This is a genomic window from Pseudomonas sp. B21-028 (assembly GCF_024749045.1).
Classification (GTDB): domain Bacteria; phylum Pseudomonadota; class Gammaproteobacteria; order Pseudomonadales; family Pseudomonadaceae; genus Aquipseudomonas.
Genome location: NZ_CP087184.1, coordinates 5,191,348 through 5,204,765, shown reverse-complemented (window position 1 = coordinate 5,204,765; position 13,418 = coordinate 5,191,348). Strand labels below are relative to the sequence as shown.

Annotated in this window: 11 protein-coding genes; 4 read left to right on the top strand and 7 right to left on the bottom strand. The window is 61.7% G+C overall.

Annotated features, from left to right (window positions below; translation table 11 throughout):
• Nucleotides 1–213: 213 nt before the first annotated feature.
• Entirely contained in the window at nucleotides 214–1,233 is a 1,020-nt protein-coding gene (locus LOY35_RS22465) for an alpha/beta fold hydrolase (protein ID WP_258627353.1), read from the top strand.
• Nucleotides 1,234–1,317: 84 nt separating this feature from the next.
• Here LOY35_RS22465 and LOY35_RS22460 read toward each other — a convergent pair whose 3' ends face one another.
• Nucleotides 1,318–2,247 (bottom strand): AraC family transcriptional regulator, encoded by a 930-nt coding sequence (locus tag LOY35_RS22460; RefSeq protein WP_258627348.1) that lies wholly within the window; start codon nucleotides 2,245–2,247, stop codon nucleotides 1,318–1,320.
• Nucleotides 2,248–2,570: 323 nt separating this feature from the next.
• On the opposite strand from LOY35_RS22460, the gene LOY35_RS22455 reads away from it, so the two are divergent.
• A complete protein-coding gene (locus LOY35_RS22455) occupies nucleotides 2,571–2,915 on the top strand; it encodes a putative quinol monooxygenase (protein WP_258633708.1) in 345 nt (114 codons plus the stop codon).
• A 42-nt stretch (nucleotides 2,916–2,957) separates the two neighbouring features.
• A complete protein-coding gene (locus tag LOY35_RS22450; protein WP_258627343.1) occupies nucleotides 2,958–3,191 on the top strand; it encodes a hypothetical protein in 234 nt (77 codons plus the stop codon).
• A 170-nt stretch (nucleotides 3,192–3,361) separates the two neighbouring features.
• Here the strand turns inward: LOY35_RS22450 and LOY35_RS22445 are convergent, their stop codons facing one another.
• Together LOY35_RS22445 and LOY35_RS22440 are read right to left on the bottom strand one after the other, a co-directional pair.
• A complete protein-coding gene (locus tag LOY35_RS22445) occupies nucleotides 3,362–3,982 on the bottom strand; it encodes a flavin reductase family protein (protein WP_258627341.1) in 621 nt (206 codons plus the stop codon).
• A 172-nt stretch (nucleotides 3,983–4,154) separates the two neighbouring features.
• Nucleotides 4,155–4,565 carry a heme utilization protein gene (locus tag LOY35_RS22440; RefSeq protein ID WP_258627339.1) on the bottom strand — a complete coding sequence of 137 codons (411 nt, stop codon included), beginning with the start codon at nucleotides 4,563–4,565 and terminating at the stop codon, nucleotides 4,155–4,157.
• 340 nt (nucleotides 4,566–4,905) lie between these two features.
• Between LOY35_RS22440 and LOY35_RS22435 the strand changes: the two genes are divergently transcribed.
• Nucleotides 4,906–5,664: a hypothetical protein gene (locus LOY35_RS22435; protein WP_258627337.1), complete on the top strand. Its 759-nt coding sequence runs from the start codon at nucleotides 4,906–4,908 to the stop codon at nucleotides 5,662–5,664.
• Nucleotides 5,665–5,786: 122 nt separating this feature from the next.
• Here LOY35_RS22435 and LOY35_RS22430 read toward each other — a convergent pair whose 3' ends face one another.
• The 4 genes from LOY35_RS22430 to LOY35_RS22415 form a co-directional block, all read right to left on the bottom strand.
• Nucleotides 5,787–7,106 carry an MFS transporter gene (locus tag LOY35_RS22430; RefSeq protein ID WP_258627336.1) on the bottom strand — a complete coding sequence of 440 codons (1,320 nt, stop codon included), beginning with the start codon at nucleotides 7,104–7,106 and terminating at the stop codon, nucleotides 5,787–5,789.
• A gap of 287 nt (nucleotides 7,107–7,393) precedes the next feature.
• Nucleotides 7,394–8,728, bottom strand: coding sequence for a sigma-54 dependent transcriptional regulator (locus LOY35_RS22425; RefSeq protein WP_258627335.1), 1,335 nt, complete (start codon nucleotides 8,726–8,728; stop codon nucleotides 7,394–7,396).
• Nucleotides 8,721–10,487 (bottom strand): ATP-binding protein, encoded by a 1,767-nt coding sequence (locus tag LOY35_RS22420; RefSeq protein WP_258627333.1) that lies wholly within the window; start codon nucleotides 10,485–10,487, stop codon nucleotides 8,721–8,723. Before LOY35_RS22420 ends, LOY35_RS22425 begins: the two co-directional genes overlap by 8 nt.
• Before the next feature lie 74 nt (nucleotides 10,488–10,561).
• Nucleotides 10,562–13,381 (bottom strand): RHS repeat-associated core domain-containing protein, encoded by a 2,820-nt coding sequence (locus tag LOY35_RS22415; RefSeq protein WP_258627332.1) that lies wholly within the window; start codon nucleotides 13,379–13,381, stop codon nucleotides 10,562–10,564.
• Between the last annotated feature and the right edge of the window lie 37 nt (nucleotides 13,382–13,418).

Here is a 13,418-nt window from a genome sequence, read left to right as displayed (position 1 = left end):
TCAATTTGCCTGACACACCGAGTTGCAGTTGGTGGGGCTGCTGCGCAGCCCAGCGGGGATGAATCCCCTCGCCACGGAAATCCCCTTGCCACAAGGGGGAGTGCCTGGCCTTTCGGCAATCTTCATCAAACTGTCACGCAACTGTGGCAGCGCGCTTGAACGAATTTCATCAGACTCGCGCTCTACTGGGGTTCTGCGTTTTGGTGTTTCTTCATGCGTGTGTTTATTTTCCTGGCCGTCCTGGTGTTCGGCCTGCCGTCGATTGCGGCGTCTCGTTGTGATGTCAACGTCCCGACCCAACGGGTCGACCTGGATCAGGTGAGCCTGGCGTACCAGAGCATTGGCCGGGTCTCCGATCCGGCCTTGTTGTTGGTGATGGGGCTGGGCGGGCAGTTGATCCATTGGCCGGACGAAGTGGTGGTTGCCCTGTGCGAGCAGGGTTTTCGGGTGATCCGCTATGACAACCGGGACGTGGGCTTGTCCACCTGGCGGCAGGCACCGGGCAGCGCCAACCTGACCTTTGAAGCGCTTCGCTACAAGCTGGGGTTGACGGTGGACGCGCCTTATACCCTTACCGACATGGCCGATGACGGGCTGGGGCTGATGGATGCGCTGCATGTGCAGCATTTTCATCTGCTCGGGGCGAGCATGGGCGGCATGATCGCCCAGCACATGGCCGCCATGGCGCCGCAGCGGGTCGAAAGCCTGACCCTGATCATGTCCAGCTCCAGCGCCGCCGGCCTGCCAGCGCCCAGCGAAACGCTGGTGCGATTACTGTCCCGCCGCAGTGCGCCGAATCGCGCGGTGGCGCTGGAGCAGCAGGCTGACCTGCTGGCCGCCCTGGGTAGCCCCCTGGTGGTCGATGATCGCCAGGCCCTGCTGCATCAGGCTGCTGTGGCTTATGATCGGGCGTTCAACCCCGAAGGTGTGCAACGCCAGATCATGGCAATCATGGCCGAGCCGAGCCGCGTCGAGCTGCTCAATCAATTGCAGGTGCCGACCCTGGTGGTCCATGGCACCGCCGACCCGTTATTGCCGGTCATGCACGGCGTCCATCTGGCGGCGCATATCCGCGGCAGTCAGTTGAAGTTGATCCCGGGCCTGGCCCATCGTTTCCAGGAGGCGTTCAAGGAGCCCTTGCTGGGGGCGGTGTTGCCCTATCTGCAACAGCATCGCGAAGACACCTCGCACTGGGCGCAGGTCGAACCGGCGCAGGCGCCGAATCTGCTCTGATAGAGCGTTGCCGAATCAGACGCGCTCCTCTGTGGGAGCGGGCCTGCTCGCGATGAGGCCGGTACAGCCAACGCAAAAGCCCAATCAAACCGTCAGCCGCAACCGCGCCAGATCCCGCAACGGCGGGGCTCCGAACAACCGGCTGTATTCGCGGCTGAACTGCGAAGGGCTTTCATAACCCACCCGATACCCCGCCGCCGAAGCCTCCAGCCCTTCGGCCAGCATCAGCCGTCGGGCTTCCTGCAGGCGCAATTGCTTCTGATATTGCAGCGGGCTCATGGCGGTCATGGCTTTGAAGCGATGATGCAGGGTCGAGACGCTGAGGTTCACTTCTCGGGCCAGCTCGTCGATGCGCAGCGGCTGTTCGAAATGACCATTGAGCCATTTGATCGCCTGGCCGATGCGATGGCTCTGGCTGTTGGCAATGGCGATTTCGTACAGCCGGTAACCCTGGGGACTGCGCAGCAGGCGGTACAGGATTTCCCGTCGCACCAGGGGCGCGAGCATGGCGATATCCTTGGGGTGGTCCAGCAGGCGCACCAGGCGCAGCACCGCGTCGAGCATCGACGTGTCCAGGCGTTCGACATACAGGCCGCGACCGGCGGGGCGGGTCGGCACGCTCAGCGGGCCGGCATCGGCGATCAACGCGGTGATTTCCGCCGGGTCGATGTCCAGGCGCAGGGCCAGGATCGGATGTTCGGGCGAAACGTCGGCGATGCACCCACTCAACGGCATCGACACCGAGACCACCAGGTAATGGAGCGGGTCGTAATTGAACAGTTCGTCCGCCAGCCGCACCTGTTTGTTGCCCTGGGCCATGATGCACAGCGCTGGTTGCGCCAGCACTGGTGCAAATTTATGGGGCTTGCTGTGGCGAGACAGATTCAATAAGCCGATCGCCGTGGCGTAGCTGCCGTCTTCGCGGGTATTGCGGTCGATGATCGACGCCAGTTCGGCGCGCTGTTGTTCCAGATGCGGGTCCAGGGGGGCGTGGGCGTGATCGAGCGGCGACATGCCAGGATCCTCGGAAAATAGGAGCGATGGACAAAGCTTATGTTTGTGCAAGGGCCAATGGTAGTCACATCCTGTTGAAAGCTTGCCTGATCCTGCATGGCTATCGCGCCGGATCGTTGCATGGCTGCCGAAACTTGCTTGAAATCTTTCGTTTCAAATTGTCCGGTTCTGTCGGGGTGCTGCGGCTTTGCTGCCTCCTCTTGCGCAGGATTGTGCAAGGCGTCGGCAGAAATCGACTAACGACCCTGGCGTCGCGGCGCTTAACCTTCAATCCTGTCGCAGCTGTCCCCGGCTGCACAATGGATGACCTGGGAGGGTTGAACATGTCTACACAGATCCCCGTCAGTCACATGGCTTTTGTGCGAGCCCGCGCCGGAAGCTCCAAATCATTGGGCGCGCGCTTGAGCAAGCTCATCGCGCCTTCACGCCAGGCCCCCGGTTGCGTGCACTTTGCGTTACAACAATCGCAATGCGATGCCGATTTGTGGCTGATGTCCGGGCTGTGGGTCGATCAGCAGGCGATGGATGCGTATTTCAATTCCCCGGCCATGGGGATTTTCGCTGAGCTGGTACAGGACCTGGTGGTAAGCAGTCTGGATTTTCACACCTTCAGGGAAGTGTCCGCTGCCCAGGCGACACTGGCGACGGTACACAAACTGGCCGGATGAAGGTTTAATGACCGCCAATTTCTCATTGCCAGGATGCGCAATATGGCACGTAAAGTCTTTGGACCCTTTGAAGCTGTTTCCGCCGTCAAACCCCGGGAGGGTGGTGGCTACCATGCAGCCATTGCGACCAAAGCCATCGGCGGCTCCGGGGCTCCACGCTTCAACACGATACTCACGGAGCAGACTTTCGAAACCGCTACCAAGGCTGATGAAGCTGCCGCTGTGCAGCTGACCCGCCTGAAGGGCGTCGACGAGGAGGGCGGGTTGCTCTGGTGACCCTCAGCCAATAAAGCTTTTCTGTGGCGAGGGGATTCATCCCCGCTGGGCTGCAAAGCAGCCCTGAAGACAGGCTACTCGGTGCATCAGACAAATGGAGGCGATTGCTTTGGGGCTGCTTTGCAGCCCAGCGGGGATGAATCCCCTCGCCACAGGGATTGTGTAGGCCGTTATTGCGGGCGATTCATCTTGAACAGCGCCTCAGCCCCCAACTGGAAGTAATCCGCCGCCCCGCCCCCGCGCAAGATCGGTTCGGCGGCGGCTGTGTCGTAGATCCCGTCCTTCAATAGCCACTTGGCAATATGCACCGCAACCACTTCGCCGAGGATCAGCCAGCTCGGCACCAACCCCTTGTCCGCTCGCTGCAGCTGAATGATCTGGGTGACCTTGCATTCGAAGGACACCGGGCTTTCGGCCACCCGCGGCACCTGGATTACCCGTGATGTCGCTGGCGTCAGACCCGCGAGTTCGAATTCGTCGACCTCGGGCGCGACCATCGCGCAGCTCTGGTTCATTCGCTCGGCCAGCGGGCGTGTGGCCAGGTTCCAGGCGAATTCGCCGGTCTGTTCGATGTTGTTCAGGCTGTCTTTGCGTCCGACGCTGGAAAAACCAATGATCGGCGGGATGTAGTTGAAAGCATTGAAGAAGCTGTAGGGCGCCAGGTTCAGGCGGCCTTCGGCGTCTTGGGAAGAGATCCAGCCGATAGGGCGTGGGCCGACGATGGCGTTGAACGGATCGTGGGGCAGGCCATGGCCGTTGGCGGGTTCGTAATAGTGAATGTCGTCGGGCATGGAGGCGCTCAAATCCTGGGGTTGGGGGGATTCGAGAATAGTGCCGGGCCGTGTCGGTTTTGTCAGTACCGCAGGGAGCTTCGCAGGAGTTCTTTTGCACCGGAACGGCGATTGTCAGGGGCTTGAATGACTAAGCCCGGCGAAGCCGGGCTGTGGGGACGCCTTTGGAGGATCAGCTGATGGAGGCACCGCCGGTACGGTCGAAGCCATCTTCAGCGACAGTGGCGCCGTTGGTACGGTCGAAACCATCTTCAGCGACAGTGGCACCGCCGGTACGGTCGAAACCATCTTCAGCGACAGTGGCACCGCCGGTACGGTCGAAGCCATCTTCAGCGACAGTGGCACCGCCGGTACGGTCGAAACCATCTTCAGCGACAGTGGCGCCGTTGGTACGGTCGAAGCCGTCTGCGGCGACAGTGGCACCGCTGGTACGATCGAAGCCGTCTGCAGCGACGGTGGCAGCACCGGTGCGCTCATAACCATCGGCGGCGATAGCTGAACCGGTACGATTGAAACCGTCGGCGGCGAAGGTGTTGGCAGCCAGTACGGACAGGGTCAGGGCAAGGATCAGTTTGGTTTTCATGGTCGTAGCTCCAAATCGTTGAGAGGGTGTGTCTTGCATGGGTTTCATTTTACGCATGCAAATTTGATTAAAAAGCGCAAAATAATGCTAAAAATAATCGATTAATTCGATATTAAGGCCGACGCATCTCATGGCGTTGCAAGCCATTGCGAAGATCGCAAACGTATCGATTCAAGTGAGATGAGGATGCCAAGCCAACATTAATCGGCGATTAATTCGATCTCGGATGGATGTGACAGAATTTTCATGTATTCCCGACCTGTTTTTCACCGCCGCAACGCCAGCCTTCCGCATGGCCTGAAACCAAGGGCTGGCCGCCTCACACTGGAGCGCTCCTGCGATGAATAAACTGCCTCAAATCACCCTGGCCTTCTGGGTCATGAAAATCTGTGCGACGACCCTGGGCGAAACCGCAGGGGACCTGTTGTCGATGACCCTCGATGTCGGTTATGCCCTCAGCTCGCTGATCCTGATCAGCGTGTTCGTCCTGACCCTGGTCACGCAGTTGATGGCCAAGACCTACAAGCCGTTGCTGTACTGGATCGTGATTCTGTCCACCAGCACTGCCGGCACCACCATGTCCGACTTCATGGATCGCACTCTCGAACTGGGTTATGCCACCGGATCGATGATCCTGATCGCGATCCTGTTGGCGATCTTCGCGGCCTGGCGCCTGAGCGGTGATTCGCTCAACGTCACCAAGGTGCAGACGTTCCGTGGCGAGATGTTCTATTGGATGGCGATCCTGTTCTCTAACACCCTGGGCACCGCGCTTGGCGACTACCTGGCGGATGATTCGGGCCTTGGGTTTGGCGGCGGTGCGTTGCTGATCGGCTCGACCATTGCCCTGGTCGTGCTGCTCAAGTACCTCACCAAAATATCGACAGTGGTGTTGTTCTGGATCGCGTTCGTGCTGACCCGTCCGTTGGGAGCAACGCTGGGTGACCTGATGACCAAATCCCATGAACAGGGCGGCCTGGATTTCGGCACCATCGGTTCGTCGGCGGTGCTGGCGGGGATACTGGTGGTGATGATCGCTGGAGCGGCGTATGCGCAGAATCGGTATGGCAACCGGGAGCGTGCGGCGGAATTGAGCTAAGACCGAGTTGCCCCCTTCGCGAGCAAGCCCGCTCCCACAGGCCTAGCGCAAATCCTGTGGGAGCGGGCTTGCTCGCGAAAGGGGCATTACAGTCACTAGAGCAGTGACTGTAGAAACACCTGTCAGTCCGTCACGATCCGCGAATGCTTGCGGGTGTCTTTCATGGTGATGTACACCAGCAGCGACACCGCGATGCACGCCGTCACGTACCAGTAGTAGCCCGTCTCCATGCCAATGCTCTTGAACCACAGGGCGATGTATTCAGCCGTGCCGCCGAAGATCGACACGGTCAGCGCATACGGCAGGCCCACACCCAAGGCGCGGATCTCGGTGGGGAACAGCTCGGCTTTCACCACGGCGTTGATCGAGGTGTAGCCGCTGACGATGATCAGCGCGGCCATGATCAGGAAGAATGCCCCCCACCAGGTCTGCACGGTATGCAGGGTGGTGAGGATCGGCACGGTGCACAACGTCCCCAGGATGCCGAAGGCAATCAGGATCGGCCGGCGCCCGATCTTGTCCGACAGGCCGCCGATCACCGGTTGCAGGCACATGAACAGGAACAGCGTGGCGGCGGAAATCGTGGTGGAGTCGGAAATGTTCATGCCGACGGTGTTCACCAGGTATTTCTGCATGTAGGTGGTGTAGGTGTAGAACGCCAGGGTGCCGCCCATGGTCAGGCCGACCACGGTCAGCAATTCCTTCGGGTGGCGCAGCAGGGTGCGCATGGCGCTTTCCTTGGCCTTTTCCTTCTTGGTGAACGACTCGGTTTCTTCCATGCCACGACGCAGGTACAGCGCCACGATCGCACACAAGGCCCCGATGGCGAACGGAATGCGCCAGCCCCAGGCGTACAGCTGGTCGCTGGTGAGGAACTGCTGCAATACGATCAGCACGCCGAGGGCGATGAGCTGGCCGGAGATCAGGGTGACGTACTGGAAGCTGGAGAAGAAGCCGCGACGTTCCTTGGTCGCCATTTCGCTCAAGTAAGTCGCCGACGTGCCGTACTCGCCGCCCACCGACAGGCCCTGCAGCAAACGGGCGAAGACCAGCAGGATCGGTGCGCCGACACCGATGGTTTCATAACCGGGGCTCAGGGCGACGATCAGCGAGCCGAAGCACATCAGGTAGACCGAAGCCATCAGCGCCCGCTTGCGCCCGGCGCGGTCGGCGTAGAGGCCCATCAACCATCCGCCGATCGGACGCATCAGGAAGCCCACGGCGAAAATCGCGGCGGTGTTGAGCAACTGGGCAGTGGTGTCGCCCTTGGGGAAGAAGGCTTTGGCGAAGTACAACGAGAAAGCGGCGTAGACGTACCAGTCATACCACTCGACCATGTTGCCGACCGAACCGCTGAAGATCGATTTGATCCGGCTGGCGGTGGTTCTTTCACGGGCGGGCACGGCAGCCGACCCGAGGGGCAGGGCGTTGGAGTTATCCATTGAAGGATCCTTCGTTTAATTGTTTTTGTGAAGCGCGTAGGAACGCAGCCTGACAGGGCTATAGCAGGAGCTGTGCCAGGTGGTAGAGGGCCGGTCTAGAGGGGTTTGGCGTCTGGGGTGAGCGGAAATCCGCTTATTTTGGTCGGGTGGTGAGCGGGAATCCGCTGATTAGGCGGTGCTTGTGCCGGCCCCATCGCGAGCAGGCTCGCTCCCACTGTGGAACGGTGTACATCCCTCTGTGGGAGCGAGCCCTGCTCGCGATGGGGCCAGTACAGGCGGCACGACTCTCAGCTGTCCTGCAGGAACATTTCCCGACTCAACCCATGCCGTTGCATCTTTTCGTTGAAAGTGCGGCGCGGCAGTTGCAGTTCTTCGAGCACGGCTTTCACGTCGCCTTTGTGTCGGGTCAGGGCGGCGCGCAGGCATTGGGCTTCGAAGGCCTCCTGCTGGGCGGCGAGGGATTGGCCGGGGTCCGTCTCCAAGGCATGGGACTGATCCAGCCCAAGTAACTGGCGCTCGGCGACGTTCGCCAGTTCGCGCACGTTGCCCGGCCAGTCGTGGCTCAGCAGATGGCTCAATTGCGGGCCGCTCAAGGGGGTGGCGGGGCGGCCGAGGCGTTCGGCGGCGCTGTGGGTGAAATGCTCGAACAGCAAGGGAATGTCCTCGCGCCGTTCGCGCAACGGCGGCAGGCGCAGTTCGGCGATGTTCAGGCGATACGCCAGGTCTTCACGAAAGCGCCCGGCCCGGGCTTCGTCCAGCAGGTCGGGTTTGGTGGCGGCGATGATGCGCAGGTCCACGGCGATGCTCTGGTTGGAGCCCAGGCGTTCGAGCTTCTGTTCCTGCAAGACCCGCAGCAGCTTGACCTGTTGGGCCAGGGGCATGCTCTCGATTTCATCGAGAAACAGCGTGCCGCCATGAGCATACTCGAGCTTGCCGATGCGCTTGCCCTGGGCGCCGGTGAAGGCCCCGCTTTCATGGCCGAACAGTTCCGCCTCGAACAGCGGTTCGGGGATGGCCGCGCAGTTCAATGCCACGAAGGGCTTGTTCGCCCGGGGGCCGAAGTCATGCAGGCATCGGGCGACCAGCTCCTTGCCGCTGCCGGTTTCGCCGCGGATCAATACATTGACCGGCAGGGCCGCCAGGTCCAGTACCTGGCGTCGCAGGTTTTGCAGCGCCCGGGAGACCCCCAGCAACGTCCCGTCGAGTCGGGCCCTGGCGTCGGCCTGTTCATGCAGCCGGCGGTTTTCCAGCACCAGGGAACGCTTGTCCAGGGCGCGGCGCAGGCTACCCAGCAGGGCTTCGGGGCTGAAGGGTTTCTCCAGAAAGTCGTAGGCCCCATCGCGCATGGCTTCCACGGCCATCGGCACGTCGCCGTGACCGGTCAGCAGGATCACCGGCAGATCCGCGTCGCGCCGGCGCACTTCGGCCAGCAGCTCCAGGCCACTGAGCCCGGGCATGCGCACGTCGCTCAGGATCACTCCCGGAAAATGTGCCGGCAACGCCGCCAGGCATGCTTCGGCGCGGCTGAACAATTGCACCTGGAAACCCGACAGGCTCAACCATTGTTCGACGGCGCTGCGGATGGTGCCTTCGTCATCGACGACCATGACAGAGTCAAGCATGCAGCCGGGTCTCCTGATCGATGGGCAGTACCACGCAGAATACGGCGCCGCCTTCATGATTGTCAGCCGTCAGCCGCCCGCCGGACTCATGGATGATGGCAAACGATACCGCCAGCCCCAGGCCCAGGCCATCGCCCACCGCCTTGGTCGTAAAGAACGGATCGAAGACCTGGGCCAAGTGTTCCTCGGCAATCCCGGTGCCGCTGTCACTGACCGTCAGACGCCACAGTTGCTCATCGGCTTCCAGGCGCACTTCCAGGCGCTTCAACGGTTGCCCGGCCATGGCGTCGAGGGCGTTGCGCAGCAGATTGATCAGCACCTGTTCGAGGCGGATCGCATCGCCACGCACCCATGCCGGACGGGTCAGGTGCAGCACGGTGCTGACCTGTTCGTCCCGCAGGCGAGCGTCCAGCAGTTGCAGGGCCTGATCCACCACCGCCGCCAGGTCCAGACGTTCGCGCAGGCCGCTGGGGCTTTTTCGGGCAAAAGTTTTCAGGTGACCGGTGAGGGAGGCCATGCGGGTCAGCATGTCATCCACCGGTTTGAGCGCCTTGTAGGCATCGTCGACCCGACCGTGATCCAGCAGCAGGCGCAGGGTTGCCAATTGCATGCGCTGGGCAGTCAACGGCTGATTGATTTCATGGGCCAGAGCCGCCGACATCTGCCCCAGCGCCGCCAGTTTGGCCGACTGCACCAAGCCTTCCTGGGCGGTACGCAACTCCCGGGTCCGTTCTTCCACCAGGCGTTCGAGCTCTGCGCGGCTGCGTTGACGCAGCTTCGCCAGGCGCCAGCGCTGGTTGAGGAATAGCAGTAGGAACACCAGCGCCAGCCACGACCCGGCGGCGGCGAGCCCGGCGTTGCGGCGGTCTTCGAAAGCGATCTGCGGGCGCCGCAGCAGATGCAGAGTCCAGCCTTCGGCCGCCAGTGGCAGGGATTCCCACAGGTAATCTGCCGGGCCATCAGGGGTATCGACCCGGGCCAACTGACTGTTGTCGTCGAAACGCCGCAGTGCTTCGTAGCCCAACGGTTGCAGCGGTTGCTTGTCGTATTGGCGGGTAGCCTTGAGCTCGGCATGATCGCTGTCGGTCAGGGGCAGCAGATGGCGATAACGCCAGCCCGGCCGGTTGGCGATGAATACGATCCCCCGGGCGTCGCTGACCAGCAGGGTGTCGCTGCCCTGGCGCCATTCACGTTCAAGCACGGGAAATTCCAGCTTCACCACCATTGCTCCGAGGAATTCGCCGTTGTCACCGGTCACAGCGCTGGACAGGAAATAACCCGGAATGCCGCTGGTCACACCCACCGCATAGAAACGCCCGGTGCCCTGGGTCCGGGTCTGGAGGAAATAGGGCCGGAAGCCATAGTTGTGCCCGACGTAACTGCTGGGCAGGCGCCAGTTGCTGGCCGCCACGGCCTGGCCGGTCCGGTCGAGCAACTCCAGGGTCGAGGAGTGCGCGGTGTCGTTGATTTTCTCCAGCTTGCGATTCAGCGCGTCCTGTTGCGCCGCGCTGACCGGTCCCGCCAGGGCCGAACGCAACTCCGGGTCCAGGGCCAGTACGGCGGGCAGGGCGCGGTAGCGGTCGATCAGGGTATGCAGGGAATTGGCGTACAGCGCCAGTTGCTGGTTCGCACGGCTGACGTCCTCTTCCAACGCCTGGCGTTCGGCGTGGCGCATGGCCAGGGCGGCGGCGCCTACCGCGCCGGCGAGGATCAGTACAATGACAAGGGACAGGCGCAAGGGGCGAGGCATTGCGAGCATGTGAGCGCTTCAAGGGCCGACGGGACTGGCACCATAGCATGCCACTAGCGTGACGTAATACGCGTCCTACCGGACTATCGCAGCGCTGTTTGGGTCTGCCTCAGTCGGCCGATGGTGGCCTCCATTTCCCTGCGCAGGGATCGACGCGTGATGCCGTTGGTGGGGCCGAGCATCTTGCTCAATGGCCGGTAGGTATTGATCGCTTCGACCCCCGCTTCGTCGAACAAGGTATCGACATAGTCCATTTGCAGGTTCAGTACATTAATCATGTCGTTGATGTAGGTGTCTGCCCGGGCCAGTTTTTCCTCGGAAAGGGTTTGTCCCGCCTTGCCGATCTCATGAATGATTTCGATGGCGCCCGCAACGGTGTTGACCACCGCTCCGATTTCGTTAGCCGCTATGTTTCCGGTGGCCTTCAGCGCGGCCTTGGTACCGATGACCGTCGCTTCCTTGCCCAGCTTCAAGACGTTTTTTTGGGTTGGCGCATACGTGGCTTCGATCAGGTGCTGGACTTTACTCTGGGCATAGGACGAAAAGACCATGGATTTGTATTCGCCTTTCCTCACGATTCGATCAGGGTCCAGCTTGCGGGATTTGAAGTTCACTGCCGAGCTCAGGCTCAGCCTTTCCAGGGCATAGTCCAGGCCAACGCTCACGGCTTTGCCGGTCACGAACCCCAACGCGGCGCCCATGATGATGCCCGGGGGCCCCGCGGCACTGCCCAGCGCCGCGCTCCCAATCCCCACCGCCACACCCATGCCATAGCTGACGACCTGGGCACCCACATGAGCGCCGATACGTACCGCGGCGGATTGGGCGTGGTCCGCCGCCGAGCGGTGGTTGGCCAGTTGAGATTGCGCTTCGCTGGCCCTGCGTGAGGTCAGTTTCATGATGTAAATGAATTTTTCGACTTCCCTGTTCAGCCGGGAAAGCGTCTTCCAGCGCTGCAATTGCGTAGCGGCCAGGGCTTTCCTGGCATCTCGTTGCGCCGGTGTCTCCAGCATCAGTCCGCTGAAATCGGTGAAGATGATCGGGTTGTTACCGACGAACCCATAGAGGTTCAATCCATCCACATCTCCCGCCGGATCCGAGCTGACCCAGCGTTGCAACCACGGCGCATAGTAGCGTGCGCCGTAGTAATACAGCCCGCTGGCGTCCATCTCCTGACCTGAATAGCGGAGCGTCTTGTAATCGGCCTCCACCTCGGAGCGGGCGGCGTGCCAGGCCGTGCCGCCGAAAGGATAGTAGTGTTCCAGGCTGATCAGCGCGGCATTACGGTCCAGTTCCAGGGTGCTGGAGCCCAGGTGGTCATCCAGGCTGTAGCGCAGTTGATCGGCTTCGATACCGCTGGGTTGGCCGGTTTCCCAATGCAGGCAACGGACCTGACCGTGGGTCAACAGGCAGGTGATCACGTGCAGTTCTTCGCCGTTGGAGGCAAGACGGATTTCAAGGCCTGGCAGGTAGCGTGTCTCGTGGCGGGCGCCCGCGCGGGTGTGGGTCTTGCTGACCCGTTCACCCTGGCTGTAGAGGTAGGTTTCGTCATCGTCCGACAAACCGTTGTCGCGTTTGAGCAGCGTGACTTTACTGAGCTGGTCGCGAGCGTCCCACGTCAGCGGCTGCGCGCCGCGTTGCAAATGCAGTTGGTTGCCGTGGGCATCGAACAGCGCGTCGAAAACCGGCTCGGGGTCGCCTTCGGCCCAGCGCACTCCCCGGTTGCTGTGGGGGTCAATCCGTAGCGTCTGGGTGTGGTTGTTGCCGGTACGCACATGACGCAAGCGGGTCAGGTTATTACCGGTGTCGTAGTCATAGCGTTGGGTGTAGTTGAAACGACGACCGGGGTCGATGGGAATGAGCGGCTGCGGGAGCCCGGGTTGCAGATGCGGTATGTCTCCCTCCAGGCCGCTGGCGCTGGTCAAGCGGTAGAGTGAGTCGTAGGTGAAATCTCGATGCCCGTCCACGCGCTGGTTGGCACAGTACACCGTGGCGACGCTGTGGTCTTCGATGCGCAACACATTGCCTACGCGGTCGTAGAAATAGGCGAGGTCCTGGCGCAAGGCTCCATCGGGTTTCCCTGTCTTCAAAGTACTCAGCAGATCGTTGGCCGGGTCGTAGGTCCAGTGAGTGGTCACCCCGTTGGCAGTGTCCTGTCGCTCGACCTGGCCGACGGCATTGTAGTGGGCGTCCAGCAGAATCTGTTGCGCGCTGGCATGCCCCTTGATTTGCAGGTCCACCCGCTTGAGCTGCCCGCAGATGTCCAACTGCAGGAATTGCCGGTGGCCGCCAGCGTCAGCCCGGCCTATCGGTGTGCCGAGGGCGTCGTAGATCAGCTCGGTGGTGTAGGCGGTGGCGTCGGCAAAGCGGCGTACCTGACGCAAGGATTCGCCCGACAGGCCATAGCTGTCCAGCCGCACGACACCCGATGAGTCGATCTGCTCCAGTAATTCTCCGCGCCGGTTATGCGCGGCGTCGGCCGTGGCGTCGGCGTAGATGAAGGTATCGGTTTCGGGCTCTGTCCGGCTGTTCTCCTCAAGGAGCAGCGGACGCAATCGAGGGTCGTAAGTGATCCGCCAATGATTGCCGCGTTCATTCCACAATTGCAGGACTTCACCTGCCAGGCCCGGTAATAGCAGGCGCCACCCGGCATCGACGCTGTCGGAGCGCAACGAGTTGCCCGTCAGGGTGTACAGGCTGGCCTGATTGGCTTTGGGGGCCTGACCGAAAAGACGCGGGTCCCACTGCTCCAGCAGATGGCCGGCGGCGTTGTAGCGTTGGCGGGATATCAATGCGGTAACGGTGGATGCGACCTGGCTGCGCAAATAGACATTCTGCCGTGCCGGCAAGCCGCGACCGTCGATGGCAACGACGTTTGGAGTGCGGTAATGGATGGCGCTCATCAGTCGACGGCCTCCAGGGGGCATCGCTTCGATCTTT

What these genes read in the sequence shown, in the direction of transcription:
- LOY35_RS22465 (WP_258627353.1), top strand. Translation starts at nt 214, where the DNA reads ATGCGTGTGTTTATTTTCCTGGCCGTCCTGGTGTTCGGCCTGCCGTCG.
- LOY35_RS22460 (WP_258627348.1), bottom strand. Translation starts at nt 2,247, where the DNA reads ATGTCGCCGCTCGATCACGCCCACGCCCCCCTGGACCCGCATCTGGAA.
- LOY35_RS22455 (WP_258633708.1), top strand. Translation starts at nt 2,571, where the DNA reads ATGTCTACACAGATCCCCGTCAGTCACATGGCTTTTGTGCGAGCCCGC.
- LOY35_RS22450 (WP_258627343.1), top strand. Translation starts at nt 2,958, where the DNA reads ATGGCACGTAAAGTCTTTGGACCCTTTGAAGCTGTTTCCGCCGTCAAA.
- LOY35_RS22445 (WP_258627341.1), bottom strand. Translation starts at nt 3,982, where the DNA reads ATGCCCGACGACATTCACTATTACGAACCCGCCAACGGCCATGGCCTG.
- LOY35_RS22440 (WP_258627339.1), bottom strand. Translation starts at nt 4,565, where the DNA reads ATGAAAACCAAACTGATCCTTGCCCTGACCCTGTCCGTACTGGCTGCC.
- LOY35_RS22435 (WP_258627337.1), top strand. Translation starts at nt 4,906, where the DNA reads ATGAATAAACTGCCTCAAATCACCCTGGCCTTCTGGGTCATGAAAATC.
- LOY35_RS22430 (WP_258627336.1), bottom strand. Translation starts at nt 7,106, where the DNA reads ATGGATAACTCCAACGCCCTGCCCCTCGGGTCGGCTGCCGTGCCCGCC.
- LOY35_RS22425 (WP_258627335.1), bottom strand. Translation starts at nt 8,728, where the DNA reads ATGCTTGACTCTGTCATGGTCGTCGATGACGAAGGCACCATCCGCAGC.
- LOY35_RS22420 (WP_258627333.1), bottom strand. Translation starts at nt 10,487, where the DNA reads ATGCTCGCAATGCCTCGCCCCTTGCGCCTGTCCCTTGTCATTGTACTG.
- LOY35_RS22415 (WP_258627332.1), bottom strand. Translation starts at nt 13,381, where the DNA reads ATGAGCGCCATCCATTACCGCACTCCAAACGTCGTTGCCATCGACGGT.